Origin of the sequence: Periweissella cryptocerci (assembly GCF_004358325.1) — a bacterium.
GTDB classification, from domain to species: Bacteria; Bacillota; Bacilli; order Lactobacillales; family Lactobacillaceae; genus Periweissella; species Periweissella cryptocerci.
Genome location: NZ_CP037940.1, coordinates 362,583 through 382,458 on the forward strand (window position 1 = coordinate 362,583; position 19,876 = coordinate 382,458).

Sequence of the window (19,876 nt, forward strand, 5' to 3'; positions counted from 1 at the left end):
CATTTAAAACATAAATAACCAAAATAAAATTGTTCGCGAATTTTATAATGAACTGCACCACCTGTAAAGCCTGACCAACAAAAAGGCCATGGAAGACCTATACTTAAAGTTCACAACAACAAAAGTATAAGGAGAATCCATGACCCAAGCCAAGAGTACCACGAATTCAAATCCTAATCACGGTAAACATCTCACTCAAATTCAACGAGGTGAAATTTACGTGTTCAAATCTCAAGGAATGTCCAATCGGCAAATTGCGTTAAAAATTGGCATCAATCACACAACTATCGGTCGCGAACTTTACCGTGGAATGACTACACAAAAGAAAATTGTGAATCAACATACGGTTTACACCGTGCAGTATTTTCCTGAGACGGGTCAAGCTGCTTATGAAGATAACCGGGCACAATCAGTATCATATGGCTTAGATAGTTATTCACAGCTCTTCTGGCAGGAGTTAACGGTCGCGTTGAAGGCTAAACCACGCGTTGAGAGTGTGGATTCATTCGTTCATTTCTTCAAGACCCAACACCCAACTTTAAAGGCGCCTTGTAGGGAGACCGTTTACCGCTACATCGACTTAGGTGTACTCGAAGTGAAGAATATTGATTTACCGCATAAATCAAGCCGCGTACTAAAAAAGAAGTTTCAAAGCCTAAAGGCACCAACACCAAAAATCTTGGTCGCAGCATTTCCACACGCCCAGAATCCATTCTTAATCGTGAAGAATTTGGTCATTGGGAAGCTGATTTAGTTAAGGGTAAGAAAACCGCTGATCAACCAGCCTTATTAGTGATGACCGAACGTAAGACTAGGTTCGAATTACTTTTAAAGTTACCAAATTTCCTAGCTGACACTTGTATCGGTGGCATTACGGATTTGATTCATCGGGTTGGTTATGACTGCTTCAAAAGTATATCATTCGATAATGGTGCTGAATTCAGTACGATGTCAGCCCTTGAGCACAACGATTTAAAGGTTTACTTCTGTCACGCATATAGTTCATGGGAACGTGGATCAAACGAGAATCAGAACAAGCTCCTGCGGGAGTACATTCCTAAAGGACATTCGTTAGCGAACTACTCTGATGACGATATTCAATCGTTTGAAGAGGCACTGAGCAGTAAACATCGTAAACTTTTAGGATATACCTCAGCAGAAGAAATTTTTGAAGACAGCCTAGTCATACTGTAAAAATTTTCGGCAGGCGGGGCTTGTGTGTCACTTCGTTCCACCCTCGCCCCACAACTTTAAGTATTAGAAAAGTGGTGCAGTTGATTTGACAATTCGCGAAATAAAATTGTTTATCAATAATTCACAATTACGAACCACACCTAAATCACGCAAATTAAGGCGGTGAGTATCATGCGTAAAGTAATCACAATTATCATAATTATTTTAGCTTTATGTAGTATCGGACGCGCGATTAACGTAGCCAACCTGCATAGCACAATTAGCGTTGCTGAAGCTAAAACATTAGTAATTAAAAAAGTTGAAAAAAAGTACAAGGACAAGGACGTTCAAGACGCCAAAATTGGCACTAGTTTTCTAGTTGGTAACGTCAAGACCTCATTTTGGGGATCGACATACACAATGGAATGGACTGTTAACGGTGTTAAGGATAGCAAAACCCAAGTAACTTGGGGTACAGGTGGTACTGCAAGCGTTGGGCGAAACAAAATTGTTAAGTTAGTCCAAAAATGGACGACGTGACAAAATGCCCGAAACGTTAGTATTTTAACGGTATTACTATCAAAAAGGAAGTGAAACAAAGGGCAGTTGCCTTTTATCTCACTTCCTTTTTATTTTAGTAATTTGATTTAATCATCTTGCCGTTAGCATCAACTGCTTTATAAGCAACTGCCTTGTACGTCCAAGCGACCTTCTTTTTATTTGACAAACCTTCTGTCAAAAACTTACCATTTTGTTTTTGGTATGAATCAACCACGTGAATTGCTTGACCATACTTGAATGTGTTCTTGCTAGTCCCCTTCATGCTCAAAAGCGTCGTCGCATGATTGGCAGCATCCGAATTACCAGTGGCACGAGTCATGATTACAATGAAGTAGCCTTTTTTGCGCCAAGCACTTAATTGCTTAGCGACTTTTTTACCTTTTTTAGCTGACTTACTGTAACCAAAGTACTTAGACGCAACTGGTGTAAATGATTCTTTGCCTTCAAGCACATCAACGTTTTTATTAGCTTTCTTCATCACTGACTTAATCTTTGGCATTGAGATAGCCCGCGTGTAGCCGTTATAACCTAGTGATTGCTGGTTGTTGCTAACGTTTTTACGTGGGCCTTTACCCGTTTGTACTTGCCATAAAGCAACTGCATAGTTTTGAGCATCTTGTTGCGTTTGAATCACGCCACTCAACCGCATTGCGTTGGCTAAAGCATTTTCAGTACAACCCACGGCTGAAAAATCATGCACGTAGCTATCACGCTTAGCTTGCTTTGGAATCGCAAAGTTGTACACTTTACCATCAACTTTAAGGTTATTGTTCCATTTTGCACCAGTTAGAAATTGTGCTGAAAAAGCCATTGGTTCGGCGGTTGTGCTTGGTGTTGTCGTTGCTGCACTAGCAACAATTGGCGCCAAGCTACCTATTGCAATTACGACTGTTGCGATTAACGCACTTAATTTATGATTTTTTTTCATGTCTACTCCTATGTGTTTTTAATATATCTAGTATGACAAACCAATACAACAACAGGGCAACAGCACAGTTACGGTTTGGTAACAGGATTATTTCTAAAACAAATTGGGGTAATATGAACCTCCCCTGCATGCCGATACATCGGTTAGTAGCTATGGTGGACCTAGTGATACACCAAAAAAGCCATCCTAATGTAACTAACTACATCTGGATGGCTTCTACTTACTATTTAATTACTAATCTTTTTTACTCTTTAACAATTCACCAACGGCTGGTAATGAGCCAAGCGAATCGATTGACGTACTTGGTAAGACCACCGTATTAGTCATTGAATTGGCTAATTCACGGAAGGCTTCAATATTTTGGGCAGCCAAGTATTTTTCATCAACACCAACCAAGGCATTGTTTTCCTTTTGCACACGGTAGGCTTCGGCATCTGCTTTGGCCCGGGTCGCATTAGCTTGGGCTTCCGCAGTAGCGACCAAGGCATCATTCTTAGCCTTAGTCGTCAACTCGATTGAACGGGCTTCCCCTTCGGCCTTTGCAATCGCTGCTTCACGTTCCCGCGTTGCGTTGATTTGCTTGTTCATTGATTCTTGAATTGCTGGTGTTGGTTGAATTGTGTCGATATTAATACGATCAACATTAACCCCATAAGCATCAGTAATTGAATCAAGTTCCTTTGATAATTGGGCATTGATACTTTCTGTCCCGTTCAAAACATCATTCAAATCCATTGTTCCGATAATACCACGCAAGTGTGCCCGTGATTGTTGAATCATTGACTCAACTGAATCCGCATTCTCAAAAACAAATTTGTATTCGTCAGTCACATGGTAGTTCAATGACAATGACACAATAACTTCGGCGTTATCTTTTGAAATAACTGATTGTTCTTTCAACTTGATTGGCATTTGCGCCAAATCAACCCGATCAACGGTCGAAATAAATGGAATGACAAAGTTCATCCCCGCAGGAATCTTACGAGAATACTTACCTAAAACCGAAACCATTCCCACTTGATTTTGTGGGATAATCCGGATTCCTGTAAATAATCCAATCAATACCAGAGCGATAATAATAACTAAAACGATAACTAAAATAACCATACTTTAAATTCCCCCATCAATATTTATTAATTGCAATACATTACCAGCAACGTTGGCAATCACGACCTTAGTATCTGGCAGCAACGGTGTGTCGTCAATATTTACAAACCGATAATAAATTCCGTTAAAACGAACTTGATCATTTGCCAGTTCGTTTGCAGTTATTACAAACTCTTCGCCAACTAATCGTTTATCAAAATTGTCACTCAACGCCATCACCTCATTACTTGTACTAATCTTACTATGCCGTAACGCTATTGTCATTTATTGTAACACATTTGCAATTATCATACGATTATTTCTAATTTATTTTTCTGGTGCGATGCGCAGATACTACTTGCCTTAATTTCGTCCCTGAAGTAACTAATTATTTTATAATGCCAAGCGATTTATATTCACCAAACAGCTTCCAGTCTACAAAACCAAGTGTCATTTCACAAATTCTTCAACATAGTTCGTTAAAGTAAAAATTGTTAATATTTACATGAAATGGAGATTAGATTATTGAATCAAGAAACGAAACACCATTATAAAATGTACAAACGGGGTAAACAGTGGATTTATGCCAGCTTGGCCACAGTTACCTTACTGAGTGGTTTGGGTGCAACACCCAGTATTTTGGCCGCAGAGGTAACGGATTCGACAACGGAGCCCTCGACTAGCGTGCTAGATACAGATAGTCAGGTGCCTTCAAATGAGGATGCTGCACCCGAACTTCCAGTCATTACTGCACCAGATGCGTTACCAGCGGTTGACCTACATGCTGTGACAGTGCCAGACAAAGTTACAGCTAAAGCGCCAAATCAGGCACCAACGAAAAAAGTTGCCGCTTCAACGAATACGTCGACCGCAAAAGTTACCAACTCCAAAACAGATGCTAAACAAACCGTTGTGCCTGAAGAAAAAAAAGTATCTACTACAAAGGCTAAAGCACCACGTGATGGGGTTGCCCATACTTTTACAATAGGTGATTTAAATATGGCTACACTTCCATTTCAACCTGGTTATAACGCATTCCAAGGATTTTCCGATAATTTCATAAATAACTACTACCCAACTTGGGATGGTGCGCTTAATTTTCCTGCCGGAGTGGGCTTAGAAACTGTTGGTCACGTAAATTCAGGTGCATGGGATGGGACTAAGGGTCGTCCTCAAAACAGAATAACCAGCGTTGACTTCAGTACTTTAGTTGGTTTGAGTTACTTCAGTCCCAACGTATTTGGGGATCATCCTTCATCACTTAACCATATTACGGTCCCTAAATTGCCCAATCTAACCGCTGCTAGTATTTATGCCGGTGCTTTCATAGACGTTGCACCGGGTGGAATCGTCACACCAAAAACAGCTGATGCCGTCGCAACCGCACAATTGTTTGTTGATAACATCAACAATGGTAATAACTTCACTGGTGTCAATCGGTGGAACATCAGCGGTTCAATGACTTATAAATATGTGGATGAAAACAATACTGAAATTGCCACGGCGGTTACTGAAGATGGACTCCTTGGCGATTCTTATACTGCCCCTGCTACACCATCTGTACCAGGCTATGGTAATCCCCAACTGGCAGCTGGTTCATCAGCAACTGGCAATCTAACTGGCGGACCACAAGAAACAACTTACCAATATCAAACCAAAACCAAACCGTTTACGATTAGTTATGTCGATATCCACGGTCAAACGATTTCAAATCCACTGACCACTAGCGGTGTCATTGACGACATTACCGTTGCTGATCCGTACATTAGCGACGCATTTGATTTACCACAAGAAACAATCACCGATGATCCAGACTTAGCAAATTACGTGTACAAAGAATTACAACGTAGCACGGATGATGGTGGCTGGGAATCGATTATGCCTGCTAATTTACCAGCGACGTATGCCGAAAACGATGGTCACAACTATCGCTTTGTGTATTCTGAATTAAGTACCGTGACGCAAATGTATCTCGATGAAGCTGGTAACCAAATTCAAGTGGACAGCGACCACCGCACAATTCGTGATGAAAACGGCACGGCGTATGATTACACATTTGCCGCAGATACCGATGATTTTTATGCTAACGGTGCCCCTAAATTAACTGGCTACGATGAACCAGAGCTTACGGCAAATTCAGCACCAGTAACTGGTAACATTGTTTACACTGAGCAAAAAATTGTCATTTATCAGTACAAGACGATTGCTAAGCCCGGCATGATTTATCGCGTTGATACCAACGGTCAAGAAATTGCGGATCCCGAACCGATTGCCGGACATATTACCGATTCCTTGACATTGCGGTCCGCCGTCGATGGTTATACTCTCAAAGAACTCTACTTCGGTGACACTGCTGCCACTACTAAATCGCGGAAAGTTCCAACCCTCAATTGGCAACGGAACGACGCGTTAGCCGACACGACATTTTCACTTGGCACTAACGCTGGTCACAGTTACAAGTTAGTGTACGCCAAGAATACGCCTGGCAATAACAGTGATAAAACAAATACTGGTGATATCACGCCACCTGCTAAAACAGAAACACCAAATGATAATAATGGCACGACCCCACCACCAGTTAGTGATGGTGGCGGTAGCACGGCTACTGCTCAAACCGGTAAGCCATCAAAGAAGCCGACACCATCAGCGCTGCCAGCTTCTGGTGGCAATAACAGCAACCCGAACACCACTAGCACCACCAGTGCTCCCAAAACTGCGGAGAAACACACCACGCTTCCTAAATCTGGGAAAATTACTAATTATGTAATTACGGTCCTCGGTATGCTGGTACTCGTTGGCGCATTCGGGATGGCTTGGTTTAATAAGAAACGTAAGTCATAAATTCGTAACGAACTCAAATAATATAGGCCAATCACTACAAAAAGACCACTTGAAATTCCTTGTACTAATAGGATTTCAAGTGGTCTTTATTTTCATTAGTATAATCCCATTGCTACATTGCTTCCCCTGTAATTACTACCAAGATCCCAATTATTTATCAATTACCATATGCTAGTTTCACCCAATTGGCAATTTCTTCAGCCACATATTTATTTTGTGGCGTAACTGCGCCGAGACGGTAACTTGCATAAGATTCAGCAAACTCGTCCGCATCACTTGTATATCCATATGCGCTAATTCCAGCCGCATAATCAGCTGCCGTTTTACTAGTAGCGGCAATATATTTATTTCTCATCGAAGTAATTACTTTCGTAAAATTGTAATCCCCTGTTGCGGTCATATAAATAAATTGCAGTAAGTGGCCAAACTCATGTGTTGTTACATAAATCGGTAACATCTTCGCGGACACATGAACACTATAAGTTGTGTACAGCGACACACCATCTGAAAATTTAAACGTACGGTATGTGTTGCTCTCAGCTGCCATTGTGTCCATTTCGCTAGCTACATTATCAGAAATAAATGAGTCCGGATTAAGCTGTATCGTAATTGTTTTATTAGCGGCGCCAAAATTCGTGATGGTTTGCGCCTCAGTATCATTCGACTCAAATGTGCTACTATCGGGCGCTTCAACTCTGATGGTGCCACCATCAGCAATGAATTTTTGCGCCAATGCTTCTTGCTTAACTAGCGTCTCCAAATGTTGTAAATTTAACCCCAGTAACTTGATATCGAGCTTTGCCAATGATTTTGTATCCATTGAAAATCCTTCGCTATTCATCTGCGTCATCTGGGCTTGCAATTGTGCGGCCGTTTTAATTGGAGCCGCATTAATCACGTTCATCGCCGTCTGCGCAGCATCACTAATGATTACGGGCGGGTCAACCGGGGTGGGCTGCACTGTCGGTTTCTTGGGTGGTGCAACGTAGCCACCACTTTTTAGATTTTTAGCTAACACATACCCTTTCATTCCACTGAAATAATACAGCTTAACTTGTTGGCCCTTCTTATTGCGCAAAATCACTTGTTTGCGCGTCGTGATTGTCCGTTTTCCCCAGGCACCATTCACCCGCTTACCAACTGGTTTATACTGGTACACGTTATGCTTATGATGTTTTTTACCGACCCGTGATTTAACAATTTTGTATTTATGAATATTTGAACCGTGAAGCCACAAATGATATTTGGTTGCCTTCGTTTTTATGACTTGGGCAGTGACATACTTGGTCGTCGTGGCGGCACTAACCGAATTACCAACGTCGGCAAACAGCATCGCCAACATTAGGAAAGCCACCACGTAAATTCTAACTTTTTTAAACATAAGACTCACTTCCCTTTCTCAACTTCCACCAATAAGTTAGTCGTTATTGCCCATTAAAAATTGCAAAAAACGCCAACTGAAAGCATTACCAATTTGGCAACATCCTCCCGTTGACGTTAAACATTTTAATATTTATTCCCTATGCTTATTGTAACAAATCACTCAAATTGTGTGGGACATTCTGACCTGTGAAAGGTTATTTACGGCATTCTAAGAATCCCCGTGCACAAACCGCTGAAAATTATCAGCCAGAATCAACTCTAATTCATTTACCCCAATACCGTGTAGCGCGGCAAGATATTGATAGCTGGCTTGCAAGGTCGCAACGTAATCAACATTTTCAACGGCTATATTTTGCGCCCAAGCGATTGCGTCGATGCCATCAGATTCTACCAAGACACGTTGCAGTGGCACTTGTTGGGCAACTTTCTGAACTGCTTTATCCGTGAAAACATCAGGCCCGGCGGTAAAATACGTATCTAATGCTAGATATTCTGCTAAATAATCTGGAGTGGCATACCAATGAATTAAGTAGCGATTAGGATAATTACGGATTAACGCAAGGATTTCCCGTTCTTGGCCTTTGGTATGGAGCACAACTGGCTTGTGTTGTTTAACCGCAATTGCCAGTTGCTGTTCAAAGACATCCTGTTGCACCGCTAAATCGACCTGTGTCCAGACACTATCCATACCAATTTCACCGATAATTGCGACCGAGGCTAATAGCGCTGCCAAATCAGCTGGAACTTGCTCTGCTTTCCATGGGTGAATACCAAAACTAATGTAATTTTGATTATTGGCACGATTATACTCTAATTCTTCTAAGGAATCACTGTTCACAATTCCTTGAATGTGGTTTAGGTGCTGTAATGGCAATAAACCTACACTATTGTGAAAATGAGCATCAATTAGCATTTGGATTTTCCCTTCATGTTCTCATTTGCTGTTTTTATCTATTCGCACAGCAGTCGCTTGCGGTTATCTGCTTAATTTCTGTGTCGTAATTTTTACGCGCCACACCTAATTATAGCCTATCTGCCATAGCGACATCCTTAATCTCAAATCCTTTGTTTTATGCGCCCAATATCTTAGTTACAGCACCGCAACCTTATTCATGTTTCACATCATTCTCTAATCGAGCACATAGTTCCTTCGTATTTTATCCATACAATAGATATATTGATTGTCTAAATAAAATATTGGAGTGAATTATATGAAAACTGAAATGACACCACACTACAAAATGTACAAACACGGCAAACAATGGGTTTACGCTAGTTTGACGACCGTTACCCTGCTTAGCGGGTTCGGTGCAACACCAGTTGTTCTCGCTGAAGAACTGGCCACCGAACGCACTGAAGTCTCTAAGCAAAGTGAACCAGATGCAGAACCAACCCCGAATGTGACCGACCCTACTTTACCACTACCAGCCCCTGAGTTGAGTCCTGAACCTACGACAGTTGAATACTCGTCAGACGTGAAAGTGACTACTGAAAATAACCTACCGTCTGAAGTTCAAGTAAATAACGCACCAGAAGTTACTTCACTCGACAGCACAAAGACACAACAAGAAAATACCACCAAAGCTGCATCACCAGTAAAAGAAAAAGGCCCTCGAAACGGTAGCGGTGATGTCCATCATGGCGCTTTCACCAAAGCTGACTTTACCTTTGATAGTGCTGGGACAACGATTACTGGTTTCAGTTCAACATTTACCAGCGGTGATTATAAAAACTGGGATGGTGTATTAACATTCGCACCGGAATTATCAGACGTTATCGGAATTGGTGCGAGTGCCTTTGCCTCAAAAGCTATCGACTCGGTTGATTTTTCCAATCTAACTGAATTACAAAAAATGGGTGATTCCGCTTTTGCTGGAACTAGCATCGAGACTCTTAATTTACGACCATTACGTAATCTACAGACTATTGGTGATGGTGCCTTTGTTATTACTAATTTGACCAATGTTTTATTTGATAATCCAAACTTAACTTCGATTGGTAACAACGCATTTTATAATGCCACAAATCTGACCACCATTGATTTTAGTTCTCTCATTAGCTTGCAACAAATTGGCAGATCAGCCTTTTTCAACTGTACAAACCTACAATCCGTTATTTTTGACGATTTGCCTGCACTTACATCGATTGGGCTCCAAGCCTTTTCTCAGTGTATTAATTTAGAAACTTTTAAATTTGATAATTTGGATACTTTAACAACAATTAGTGATAATGCTTTTTTTCAATGTAAAAAACTTAACACGCCAAATTTTGATAATTTACAAGCCTTAGTCTCGATTGGTAAAGAGGCCTTTAATCAATGTAATGCGTTCAAAACAATTAAACTAGAACACCTTCAAAGCCTAACTAGTATCGGAATTAATGCATTTGCTTCTTGTACTAGTATGGAAAGTATCCAGATTATTGATTTACCTAAACTAACAACGCTGGCGGCACAAGCTTTTAATAATAATCCGAATGTAAAATCAATTGAAGTCGATAACCTCCCATTATTAACTTCAATTCCAAATGATGTTTTCTATGGTTGTACTAGTGCGGAAAGCTTGACACTGACCAACATGCCGGCTTTATTAAGTATTGGGAATCACGCATTTTATAACTTCCATGCTTTAACACAGATTAACGTCGATGACCTTAATGCTAGTTTGAATATTAATTCAACTGCATTCGATTCAGTTAAAAATAACGGGATTGTACGGCCAACAAATATCGGTAATGCTTTAATCACTGCGCAAAAATTCGTCGATTCTATCAACAGTTGGAATGGCTACTATCAAAATGATAGTACTTGGAAAATTGCCGGTACCGTGTCGCACAAATATCTCGATCAATTTGACCATGAAATCACAGTAGATATTAATAACGAGCCCATTACACCATGGACTCAATGGGGGTTAATTAATGATCAATACGACGCCCCAAGTGCACCGCTGATTGCTGGATATGGTGAACCTGTGTTAGAATCTGGTACGCTAAATGGCGCCATGACTGGTGGCCCCCAAGAAATTATCTACCGTTACCAAGCTTTACCGCTCGCTGCTCAAACCGTTACGATTTATCGGGTTGACACTAACGGTGTTGAAATTGAGGATCCCGAAACTATTGATGGAACTGTTGATGATGACCTCGACTTAACTCCCAAAGGCTATGACAACTATGATTTCACAGAACTGTATGGCAGTGATTTGCCCGGTACCAGCGCACGCCTTGTTCCCGATTTAAACTGGCTCCGTGCTGATGAGTTAGCAAATACAACGCTCAAGCTTGGCGCTAACAACGGTCGCAGTTACAAATTTGTCTACACAGCCAAGTCAACTGGCGGCGATACTACCCCTGGTACTGGCCCGAACATCATTCCTGGCGACAACACGGATACCTCGACCCCAGACGGCAAACCAACGCCGACACCGGACAATACTACGCCCGAGACTGACTTAAATCCCGGCAAATTGCCAAGTTCCGGTGATAGTACCGATGAACCGACTGCGCAACCAAATGTTAGTAAGGTACCTAGTAAAAATCCGAGTGCTTCCAATAAACGACCAAATCACCTACCCGGTTCTGGCGGCAACACTACTGGTACTAACCGCACAACTGACTTAAGCGCCCCTACTGCGGCAAATAACAACGCACAACCAACGACTGGGACTTTGCCAAAAGCCGGTAGTCGTGAAAATTCGGCACCGCGGACACTTGGGTTGCTGTTACTCACTACAATTCTTGGTTGGTTTGCTTTTATTAAACGCCGTCAATCATAAGTCATTGTTTTGTTAGTGCTTAGGTTAACTGAGCGTAAGTTTTAATATGAATACGAAAATGACCCGCATTCTCCTTTTAAGGTAGAACGCGGGTCATTTGTTGTGGGGCTGAATTTAGTTTATTGTTCCAAAGTTAGATTATTTACCAATAGTTATTGTAACCAATCTACATATTGTTTTTTCCCAAAATACTTAATAATAACCTTTTTCATTTTCTTCTTAGTTTGAGCGTTCTTGTTGCCATAATCATTACCGTAGCCAAATGCATGCTTTTTACCGTACTTTTTCGCAATCGATTTGTTTCTAAAATTGTACTGAATACTTCCATTTCCATTATCACCAAGTTGGTAAGTTGTATAACTCACGACAACCTTATAATATTTACCACTAACTTTAACCTTAGTTAACACATTCATACCTTGGTGTGTCGATGCACCACCACCAATACTATAACCAGTTTTACCATGAAATTTCTCCCTCCAACACGAAACAACATTGTACCCCTGCTCATTGATAAACCATAATTTTGCCGGCACTTCGTCTTTGTATAAACCGCCGTTATCATCTTCAGATTTAGGAACCCATGAGTACCAAGTACCACGCATGGATTTTGGTGTTGAATCATGCCCATCTGAATTAGCTGACACACTAGTTACTGCGATTGAGCTTAGCGTAATCGTAAGTAACGTTGTCATAATAACTTTAACTACTATATTGATTTTCATACGATTCATCTCCTTACTTAAAAGCTACTTGTACATATTTAGTAACCGAAAAATATTGTATACGTCAAAACTACTAAAAAACGCCAACCAAAAAGCTATCACCACTAATGGCAACATCTTCCCGTTGACGTATAACTTACTATTTAATTTATCCCTAACTGTATTTTACCAAATATGTCTTGAATACCTTTTGATTAGTCCTATTAATTTACTACTACATGACTTACTATTTCAGTCCGCATTTTTTAAATAATGAAAAGTTATGAACTACTCGCTTAAATATACTAATATTAACTATTTTTTCGTTTATCAAATCCATCAGTTCTTTTGGCTATATTTATTCTAGCGCGGAATTGCCGTTTCTGTCCTTTTCAATTATCTAATTACCGCGGTTCTATTGTTAGTGTTATTTTTCCATGCACTGCGGTCTGTGATTGAAAACCGCTTTTCACTAGTTTGAGCATTATTCCTAACTAACGGAGTGCCAGTAAATTGCTTGGCGGGCGCAGCCTTTACACCGCGACTGGGGTGATATGTATGAAATACATGTCGCCGCTGAGGATGAGATGAGGAGTCTTAGGAATTTATTCCTTAGACTCCCAGCTTGTCCGAACCTCCCAAGACCGCACTTTGGCTTGGGAGGTTGCTTCCAGCGTGGTGCGCCAAGTAATTTACTGGCACGCAGTGGCCAAGTTTATTCAATCCCACGTCAGACGGAATAGAGTCCAAAATAGAACCGTTCTTTTTCAATAATCCCGACAACACAAAAACACCAACCAATTTAACAAACTGGTCGGTGCTTCTAAATTGTATTGAGTTAGCTTACCAAGAAGCTTTTTGAACACCAGGAATTTGACCCTTGTGAGCCAATTGGCGGAAGTTCAAACGGCTCATACCGAACTTACGCATGTAGGCGTGAGGACGGCCGTCGAGCCAGTCACGGTTGTGCACACGTACTGGTGAAGCGTTACGTGGAAGCTTTGACAAGCCAACGTAGTCGCCAGCAGCCTTCAATTCAGCGCGCTTAGCAGCATACTTTGCAACAGTTGCTTCAATCTTCTTTGCTTTAGCAATCTTTGATTTCTTAGCCATTTTTACTTAACCTCCTTGAAAATAGTAACCTTACGCAACTTTGGTGAATACTTCTTTAATTCCAAACGGTCGGGATTGTTACGACGGTTCTTTGAAGTGAGGTAGAGACGTTCGCCGGTTTCGGCTGCTTCTAAAACGATATTTACGCGCATTGTATACTCCAGTTTCTAAAATGAATTTATTTGTGTCCTAACAGGACGATTTATTTAGTGGTGCTTTATTATTTGCTTAGTCAATTTAACAAGATTTAGTATAACACACTCCTTACAAAATGTAAGCATAATTATTGAATTAATCTAAAAACTTCCCACATTAACTTATTGCCGTTATTTTCGTTCCCATTTTAGTGCAAGATAACCCACCGCATCAATCAATAAAAACAACGTTAAACCTAATAAGCTTAAGACAACGACCGCCCCATACATCGTTGGGTAGTCCATTCGTTGCCAAGCATCCATGATAAAGTAGCCCATCCCCCACTGTGTTCCGTACGTTTCCGCGAAAAACAGCACGCTGATTGCAATCCCGAGTGACACCCGGCTTGCCGATAATAAAGCATAGGCACTCGCTGGCAGCGTAATGTGTTTAAATTGTTGCCATTGATTAGCGCGCAAGACGCCGTAAATATTATATAGATTATCGGGAATGTTTTTGACGGCGTCACGGACCGCTAAGACGACTTGCGGAAAAATAATTAAAATTATTAATAATATTTTAGAGCTTTCCCCTAATCCAAATAATACCATCAAAATCGGTAAGAGCGCTAATTTAGGAATCGGGTATGTTAGGTAGATAATTGGATCAAATAAACGATTCGCCCATTTATTCCGCCCCATCCAAACACCAAGTCCAAACCCTAGTATTAGCGAAATAACTAGCCCGCTAATAACTCGTAACAGACTAACGCCAACATGCTTTAATACTTGGTCTTCCCCAAACAGCGTCGGAAATGCCTGCACCACGGCTAACGGTGTTGGCAGCATCACTTTGTTAAATATTTGCGCGGCAACTGTCCACAAAACGACAAGTACAATTGTAGCAAATAATAGACTCACCATTTTATTACCGAAGCGTTTAACCATTGCCAATCACCGCCTTCAACCGTGCCACTAAATCTGCTTCTTGCTCAGGATGTGTAATCATTTCGGCTCCAGTTGGTGTCAGCACGAGAATTTGCTGTCCGAGCAAGATTGCTTCCTGAATATCATGTGTAATGAACAACGTCGTGCCGGGCTTCATTTGCCACGTATCCATGAACAATGTTTGAATTTGTTCGCGTGTATTTGTATCCAATGCTGAAAATGGTTCATCCATCAATAGGACATCAGCAGCCACCGCAAACCCACGGGCCAAACTTACCCGCTGTTGTTGTCCGCCACTCATTTCATGGGGATACTTCGTTTTTAAGTCCATAATCGACAATTTTTCAAACAGCTGCGTAATTACTGTTTGATTGATTGGCTGTTTGGTGATTTTTAAAGCATTTATAACTGCTTGCGTAGCTGTTTCCCAGGGCAACAAGCCGTAATCTTGTGGTACGAGTGCCATGACGTGTTCTTTTGGGATAAATGGCTGACCATTTAAAGTCATCGTGCCACTTGCGAAATCACGTAGCCCGGCCACGACATTCAAAAGTGTTGTTTTACCCACGCCGGATGCACCGATAATCGTTGTGATTTGTCCCACTGGAAATGTAACCGAAAAATCCGCCAAGATTTTTTTCTTGTCGGAATTTACGGTAATATTATTTAATTGTAAGTTTGCATTATTTAAAGTAGACATCGCTTAACACATCTTTTGCTTTCAGATTTTTCTTCAATAAACCCTTACTCTTGGCCCAGCTAAACGCATCATCAATGTCTTTAGCACTAATTTGACTAGCTTTAGGGAACTTATCAATCTTAATTTTGTTGGTTAATTTTGCCGGGAAGCCGACATTTTTAACTAACATTGCGCGATACTTCGCCACCTGCTTGGGGTCGTTGCGGTTATTGTTGATTTGGTTAACCGCTTGATCATAGGCTTTGTAAAATCCTTGAATCGCCGCTTTCTTAGCGCTAATTGTCTTAGCTGGAAAACCAATGATAAATGGATTCAAGCCAATTTTTGTCGTTGAGTCAATCACATGTTGCCCATCAGCTTCGCCCATCGTGATGAATGGTTCGGGTAAGACAGCAGCACTCGCTTTACCGGAATTCAACAATTCCAGCCGTGCTGGCACTGGAGGCACGTCCAACATTTTAACATCACTTTCTTTCATGCCAGCCGCGGCTAACATTTTTACAGTCGCGTATTCAATCCCACCATTTTTAGCGATAATGACAGATTTGCCTTTCAAATCCTTGATTGAATTGACGCCCCCAATCCGATCGACCATCTTCCCGTTTTTATCGCTGATGCTTGTGCCACCATCAGCTACTAAATCAAATTGGTCGTGCGTTGTTGACGTGACTTTCACATCCATTCCGCCTTGCTCGTAAATTGCCAACGCAATCACGTCAGAAATCACACCATCTACTTTACCAGCTTGAAATGCCGCATCGCGATCCTTGGCTGACTTAAACGGCTCAATCTCAATTTTGACCCCATTTTGCTTATCGAGCCCTTCGTTAGCCGCAACTAGCAAAGGTAAATTATCAGTTGACGGCATGACCCCTAACTTCACCGTTTGTAGTTTATTATCACCTGATTTTGTATCCTTTGAATTGGTGTTACCACAACCAGCTAATACCAAGGTTGCAGCTAAAGCAACTACAACTCCACCCAAAATTTTCTTCATATCCATTTTCCCCATCATAATAAATTATTTACACATTTAATTTTATCGTTCAATTATTAACATGTATAGGTCAACTTCGCATTATTCATGAAAAAATCACAAATTAACGGTAGCTGGAATCCTTTCTCCAACAAAAAAACGGTTCGCAAGCTACCTCATCTTTACAAGCAAGGTAACTCGCGAACCATTTAACGTGGCGCAAAATATTTTTCAATCGGTAGCCAACCACTACCAAGACTAGTAATGAAAATGTTTGCCTTTTGATACTCGTCTACTCAAAATAATGCCGGTTTTTCGTGTATGGTTCAATTTCATACTGCGAAGTTTCTAGCCAGTGATTTTGTTCAGGTGTAAAAAATTGACCAATCATCGTCCGGACAATTTCGGTATCTGAAACCACCCGAATTAATCCAGTTGCTTCGTGGACGACACTCCAAAAATTAGTTTTCGTCACTGGTACCGCATTGTAAGCTGGCCAACTTTCAAGATAGGACGCAACTTGACTTTGTAGTTCATGCGGTTCAACAGCTAAATCGCTGCCATACAGCTTTCCATCAATCGTCAACCAGATGGCTTGGGCCATTTCATCAACTAGGTGCAAATCATGTGCTTGCGCCCACTTAGCGAATTCATCGGTGTCATATAATGGATAACTCATTATTTCGTTGCTCCTGTAAGTTGTTGTTTCAGAGCAATCAGCCCCACTTGACTCAATTTACCGGTTTTTGTTTCGGTATCAATACTTTCAAATAATTCCGAAGCCTGCAACCATGCCAGCGTCACTTGATCCCCAATTGCTTCTTCAGTCACTAGGTTTAAATCAACAATATGTTGGTTTTGCTTGGCTGAACCGTGATTTGACAATACCACAATTTGGACGTTGCCTTCACTCGTACGAATATCAACGTACCAGTTGGCATTTGTTGCATAGCGTTTGACGCTCAAGTTCACGCCAACCATTTCACCATCGACTTCATATTCCAAACCTTCAACCAATTCATCGGCTTGGGCTTTAAGTTCAGCCGGGAAACTAGGTAATTTTACGCCGGGGGCCTTACTTGTATCAGGTGAGTTTTTACCAAGGTCTGGATTATCCCGCAATTGCTTATCACGGTCAAAATTAAAACGTGAATACCCACCAGTTGGGCGATTTAAAACAAAACCAGCTAATGTATTAGCTTGACGCTTTTTATTTAACTCAATGCCAAGTTCCAACCGGACGTAGTCAATAAAATCTGGGCTGAACTGATAAGCATCTTTAGTTACTGGTCGCCCATTCGCAGATTCACCGCCCTTTTCCATATAAAATGCGTGTTTCACAATCATATTCGCATTCAACAAGAAACGCATTACATCTTGATTGTTTGATGATAACGCAATAAACTCATCAGCTAGCAATGCTTTTACTGGTACCGATAATTCATTTTGCAATTCAACATCTTCACTAATGTCTTTACCAGCTGGCACACTAGGATCTACTAAGTTAACTTTCCAATTTCCGTTTGCATAACGTGAAAACATCAAGTTGAATTCTGCATCTTTATAGCGATATGTAACAGCTGCCTCTTCCCCAAATTGTTTAGCAAATTCTTGTAAGTCCATCTCATTCTCCCTCTCAGTGTTGTTCGTTATCTCTATTCTATCAAAAAAAGCCTTCCAATCGATGAAAACCGATTGAAAAGCTTGCGATTATTTATATTCTTTAGCACTAATAAGCAAAAATTACCCAATTAATGCTTCTAATTCATTTAGGCGTTCTTCAAAAACCTTAAATGCTTCTTCAAGGTAATCAGGTTTAGTCATATCCACACCGGCCTGCTTCATAACTTCGATTGGGAAGTCTGAGTTACCAGCCTTCAAGTATGTCTTATAAGCATCAACTGCCCCATCAACACCTGTTGTGATATTATGCGCCAATGTTGTGGCTGCTGACATCCCCGTTGCATATTGGAACACGTAGTAATTGTAGTAGAAGTGGGGAATCCGTGCCCATTCTAAGGCAATTGCATCATCAAATTCAAGCGCTGGACCGTAGTAACGCTTGTTCAAGTCCGCATAGAAAGCACTCATTGTGTCCGCCGTCAATGGCGCACCAGCAGCATCTTCTGCGTGAATCCAGTGTTCAAATTCCGCAAATTGAGTTTGACGGAAGACCGTGCCCTTAAATCCATCAAGGTAGTGGTTCAAAACATACGCCCGAACCTTAGGATCAGTTTGGGTCTTCAACAAATAATCAGTCAAAATATTTTCATTTGATGTTGACGCAATTTCAGCCAAGAAGATTGTGTAATCACCATATTGTACTGGTTGATTGTGACGTGTGTAATATGAGTGCACTGAGTGTCCCATTTCGTGAACTAACGTGAACAAGTTATCTAAATTATCTTGCCAGTTCAATAAAATGTATGGGTCAGTATCATATGCACCACCAGAATATGCACCAGAACGCTTACCCTTGTTTTCAACTACATCAATCCAGCGGTTGTCGAACGCTTCTTGGACAATCGCCAAGTAATCGTCACCCAATGGCTTAAGCGCTTGAAGGGCTTCAGCTTTGGCTGCTTCGTAATCATATGATAATGAAGCTTCACCAGTGATTGGCGTGTATAAATCATATGTGTGTAATTCATCAAGTTGTAAGACCTTTTTACGCAAAGCCACATAACGGTGTAACAGTGGTAAATGATCATTAACTTGGGCAACTAGAGTTTCAAAAACCGTTTCTGGAATAGTTGTCGCAGCCAAAGCAGATTGGCGTGCTGAATCATAGTTATGCACTGAAGCTAAATAATTGTGCCCATGCGTGTGTTGTGACAACGTTGAAGCAAACGTGTGTTGGAATTGGTCATATGTGGCATACAACGTATCAAACGCTTGCTTACGAACCTTACGATCAGTTGATTCTAAGTGCTTTGAATAAACCCCGTTTGATAACTCAACATCATTGCCATCCTCATCTTGAACAATCCCAAACTTTAAGTCAGCATTATCTAAAACTCCGAATGTATTTTGTGATGCGTCAAAAATATCGGTCGCGCCCGCTAATAATTTTTCTTCGCTAGGGCTTAACACATGTCCACGTGCTTGTGTAATTTGGTCAAAGAAGTGCGTATATTTAGCTAATTCGGCATTTTCTGCAAGGAATCCCGCTAAGGTTGTAGGTTCGATACCAATCACTTCGGGTTCAAAGAAAGCAATCGCGCCACTCACCTTAGCCCACAAAGCCCCAGCTTGAGCATTATAACCTTGATACTTTGAGTTAGCCGTATCTTGGTCAGATTTCATTGACGCATACACGTAAATTTTTTCAATCTTACGCGTTAATTCCAATAGCGCCTTCGTTGCGTCTAACAATGTTGCTGCAGAGTTAGCTAATGTACCAGCGTATTTGGCAACATCGCTAAACGTTGCTTCGACAGCTTGGTATTCAGCTTCCCAAGCTTCATCGGTACTATAAATTTTTGCCAAATCCCAGGTTTGTGATTCAGGAAGTTCTTCTCGGAGTGGTAATTGCTTTACTTCTGACATGTGT

At 41.1% G+C, this 19,876-nt stretch carries 19 protein-coding genes; 5 read left to right on the top strand and 14 right to left on the bottom strand.

Annotation, left to right across the window (positions count from 1 at the left end):
• Window positions 1–139: 139 nt before the first annotated feature.
• The 3 genes from EQG49_RS01615 to EQG49_RS01625 all read left to right on the top strand — a co-directional run bounded on the left by EQG49_RS01615 (window position 140) and on the right by EQG49_RS01625 (window position 1,713).
• Entirely contained in the window at window positions 140–754 is a 615-nt protein-coding gene (locus tag EQG49_RS01615; RefSeq protein WP_133362327.1) for a helix-turn-helix domain-containing protein, read from the top strand.
• Window positions 691–1,194: an IS30 family transposase gene (locus EQG49_RS01620; protein ID WP_243115768.1), complete on the top strand. Its 504-nt coding sequence runs from the start codon at window positions 691–693 to the stop codon at window positions 1,192–1,194. Before EQG49_RS01615 ends, EQG49_RS01620 begins: the two co-directional genes overlap by 64 nt.
• A gap of 171 nt (window positions 1,195–1,365) precedes the next feature.
• Window positions 1,366–1,713: a hypothetical protein gene (locus EQG49_RS01625; RefSeq protein WP_133362329.1), complete on the top strand. Its 348-nt coding sequence runs from the start codon at window positions 1,366–1,368 to the stop codon at window positions 1,711–1,713.
• Between the two features lie 94 nt (window positions 1,714–1,807).
• Here EQG49_RS01625 and EQG49_RS01630 read toward each other — a convergent pair whose 3' ends face one another.
• The 3 genes from EQG49_RS01630 to EQG49_RS01640 all read right to left on the bottom strand — a co-directional run bounded on the left by EQG49_RS01630 (window position 1,808) and on the right by EQG49_RS01640 (window position 4,033).
• Window positions 1,808–2,662, bottom strand: coding sequence for a hypothetical protein (locus EQG49_RS01630; RefSeq protein WP_133362330.1), 855 nt, complete (start codon window positions 2,660–2,662; stop codon window positions 1,808–1,810).
• 234 nt (window positions 2,663–2,896) lie between these two features.
• Complete coding sequence (locus EQG49_RS01635) at window positions 2,897–3,769, bottom strand: SPFH domain-containing protein (protein WP_133362331.1); 873 nt, start codon at window positions 3,767–3,769, stop codon at window positions 2,897–2,899.
• A 3-nt stretch (window positions 3,770–3,772) separates the two neighbouring features.
• The gene (locus EQG49_RS01640) at window positions 3,773–4,033 is read right to left on the bottom strand and encodes an NfeD family protein (protein WP_133362332.1); all 261 of its coding nucleotides are present in this window, start codon (window positions 4,031–4,033) and stop codon (window positions 3,773–3,775) included.
• 225 nt (window positions 4,034–4,258) lie between these two features.
• Between EQG49_RS01640 and EQG49_RS01645 the strand changes: the two genes are divergently transcribed.
• Window positions 4,259–6,589, top strand: coding sequence for a MucBP domain-containing protein (locus EQG49_RS01645; protein WP_133362333.1), 2,331 nt, complete (start codon window positions 4,259–4,261; stop codon window positions 6,587–6,589).
• A gap of 157 nt (window positions 6,590–6,746) precedes the next feature.
• Here the strand turns inward: EQG49_RS01645 and EQG49_RS01650 are convergent, their stop codons facing one another.
• Window positions 6,747–7,970 carry a hypothetical protein gene (locus tag EQG49_RS01650; RefSeq protein ID WP_133362334.1) on the bottom strand — a complete coding sequence of 408 codons (1,224 nt, stop codon included), beginning with the start codon at window positions 7,968–7,970 and terminating at the stop codon, window positions 6,747–6,749.
• A gap of 210 nt (window positions 7,971–8,180) precedes the next feature.
• The gene (locus tag EQG49_RS01655; RefSeq protein WP_133362335.1) at window positions 8,181–8,885 is read right to left on the bottom strand and encodes a TatD family hydrolase; all 705 of its coding nucleotides are present in this window, start codon (window positions 8,883–8,885) and stop codon (window positions 8,181–8,183) included.
• Window positions 8,886–9,183: 298 nt separating this feature from the next.
• Here EQG49_RS01655 and EQG49_RS13830 point away from each other — a divergent pair, with 298 nt between their 5' ends.
• The gene (locus EQG49_RS13830) at window positions 9,184–11,748 is read left to right on the top strand and encodes a leucine-rich repeat protein (RefSeq protein ID WP_133362336.1); all 2,565 of its coding nucleotides are present in this window, start codon (window positions 9,184–9,186) and stop codon (window positions 11,746–11,748) included.
• A 152-nt stretch (window positions 11,749–11,900) separates the two neighbouring features.
• Here the strand turns inward: EQG49_RS13830 and EQG49_RS01665 are convergent, their stop codons facing one another.
• The 9 genes from EQG49_RS01665 to pepF form a co-directional block, all read right to left on the bottom strand.
• Window positions 11,901–12,473 carry a hypothetical protein gene (locus EQG49_RS01665; protein ID WP_133362337.1) on the bottom strand — a complete coding sequence of 191 codons (573 nt, stop codon included), beginning with the start codon at window positions 12,471–12,473 and terminating at the stop codon, window positions 11,901–11,903.
• A gap of 822 nt (window positions 12,474–13,295) precedes the next feature.
• Window positions 13,296–13,565 (bottom strand): 30S ribosomal protein S14, encoded by a 270-nt coding sequence (gene rpsN / locus EQG49_RS01670; RefSeq protein ID WP_133362338.1) that lies wholly within the window; start codon window positions 13,563–13,565, stop codon window positions 13,296–13,298.
• Between the two features lie 2 nt (window positions 13,566–13,567).
• Window positions 13,568–13,717: a 50S ribosomal protein L33 gene (gene rpmG / locus EQG49_RS01675; RefSeq protein ID WP_133362339.1), complete on the bottom strand. Its 150-nt coding sequence runs from the start codon at window positions 13,715–13,717 to the stop codon at window positions 13,568–13,570.
• A gap of 174 nt (window positions 13,718–13,891) precedes the next feature.
• Entirely contained in the window at window positions 13,892–14,647 is a 756-nt protein-coding gene (locus EQG49_RS01680) for an ABC transporter permease (RefSeq protein WP_133362340.1), read from the bottom strand.
• On the bottom strand, window positions 14,640–15,347 hold the full coding sequence (locus EQG49_RS01685; protein ID WP_133362341.1) for an ABC transporter ATP-binding protein: 708 nt from the start codon (window positions 15,345–15,347) through the stop codon (window positions 14,640–14,642). Before EQG49_RS01685 ends, EQG49_RS01680 begins: the two co-directional genes overlap by 8 nt.
• Window positions 15,331–16,344 (bottom strand): ABC transporter substrate-binding protein, encoded by a 1,014-nt coding sequence (locus tag EQG49_RS01690; RefSeq protein WP_133362342.1) that lies wholly within the window; start codon window positions 16,342–16,344, stop codon window positions 15,331–15,333. Before EQG49_RS01690 ends, EQG49_RS01685 begins: the two co-directional genes overlap by 17 nt.
• 271 nt (window positions 16,345–16,615) lie before the next feature.
• Window positions 16,616–17,002: a hypothetical protein gene (locus EQG49_RS01695; RefSeq protein ID WP_133362343.1), complete on the bottom strand. Its 387-nt coding sequence runs from the start codon at window positions 17,000–17,002 to the stop codon at window positions 16,616–16,618.
• The gene (locus tag EQG49_RS01700) at window positions 17,002–17,946 is read right to left on the bottom strand and encodes a hypothetical protein (protein WP_133362344.1); all 945 of its coding nucleotides are present in this window, start codon (window positions 17,944–17,946) and stop codon (window positions 17,002–17,004) included. The genes EQG49_RS01695 and EQG49_RS01700 overlap by 1 nt, the downstream gene beginning before the upstream one ends.
• Window positions 17,947–18,066: 120 nt before the next feature.
• Window positions 18,067–19,872, bottom strand: a complete 1,806-nt coding sequence (gene pepF, locus EQG49_RS01705) for an oligoendopeptidase F (RefSeq protein ID WP_133362345.1) — start codon at window positions 19,870–19,872, stop codon at window positions 18,067–18,069.
• Window positions 19,873–19,876 lie beyond the last annotated feature (4 nt).

Coding starts and splice junctions, on each gene's coding strand:
- EQG49_RS01615 (WP_133362327.1), top strand. CDS start 140: ATGACCCAAGCCAAGAGTACCACGAATTCAAATCCTAATCACGGTAAA.
- EQG49_RS01625 (WP_133362329.1), top strand. CDS start 1,366: ATGCGTAAAGTAATCACAATTATCATAATTATTTTAGCTTTATGTAGT.
- EQG49_RS01630 (WP_133362330.1), bottom strand. CDS start 2,662: ATGAAAAAAAATCATAAATTAAGTGCGTTAATCGCAACAGTCGTAATT.
- EQG49_RS01635 (WP_133362331.1), bottom strand. CDS start 3,769: ATGGTTATTTTAGTTATCGTTTTAGTTATTATTATCGCTCTGGTATTG.
- EQG49_RS01640 (WP_133362332.1), bottom strand. CDS start 4,033: ATGACAATAGCGTTACGGCATAGTAAGATTAGTACAAGTAATGAGGTG.
- EQG49_RS01645 (WP_133362333.1), top strand. CDS start 4,259: ATGGAGATTAGATTATTGAATCAAGAAACGAAACACCATTATAAAATG.
- EQG49_RS01650 (WP_133362334.1), bottom strand. CDS start 7,970: ATGTTTAAAAAAGTTAGAATTTACGTGGTGGCTTTCCTAATGTTGGCG.
- EQG49_RS01655 (WP_133362335.1), bottom strand. CDS start 8,885: ATGCTAATTGATGCTCATTTTCACAATAGTGTAGGTTTATTGCCATTA.
- EQG49_RS13830 (WP_133362336.1), top strand. CDS start 9,184: ATGAAAACTGAAATGACACCACACTACAAAATGTACAAACACGGCAAA.
- EQG49_RS01665 (WP_133362337.1), bottom strand. CDS start 12,473: ATGAAAATCAATATAGTAGTTAAAGTTATTATGACAACGTTACTTACG.
- rpsN (WP_133362338.1), bottom strand. CDS start 13,565: ATGGCTAAGAAATCAAAGATTGCTAAAGCAAAGAAGATTGAAGCAACT.
- rpmG (WP_133362339.1), bottom strand. CDS start 13,717: ATGCGCGTAAATATCGTTTTAGAAGCAGCCGAAACCGGCGAACGTCTC.
- EQG49_RS01680 (WP_133362340.1), bottom strand. CDS start 14,647: ATGGTTAAACGCTTCGGTAATAAAATGGTGAGTCTATTATTTGCTACA.
- EQG49_RS01685 (WP_133362341.1), bottom strand. CDS start 15,347: ATGTCTACTTTAAATAATGCAAACTTACAATTAAATAATATTACCGTA.
- EQG49_RS01690 (WP_133362342.1), bottom strand. CDS start 16,344: ATGAAGAAAATTTTGGGTGGAGTTGTAGTTGCTTTAGCTGCAACCTTG.
- EQG49_RS01695 (WP_133362343.1), bottom strand. CDS start 17,002: ATGAGTTATCCATTATATGACACCGATGAATTCGCTAAGTGGGCGCAA.
- EQG49_RS01700 (WP_133362344.1), bottom strand. CDS start 17,946: ATGGACTTACAAGAATTTGCTAAACAATTTGGGGAAGAGGCAGCTGTT.
- pepF (WP_133362345.1), bottom strand. CDS start 19,872: ATGTCAGAAGTAAAGCAATTACCACTCCGAGAAGAACTTCCTGAATCA.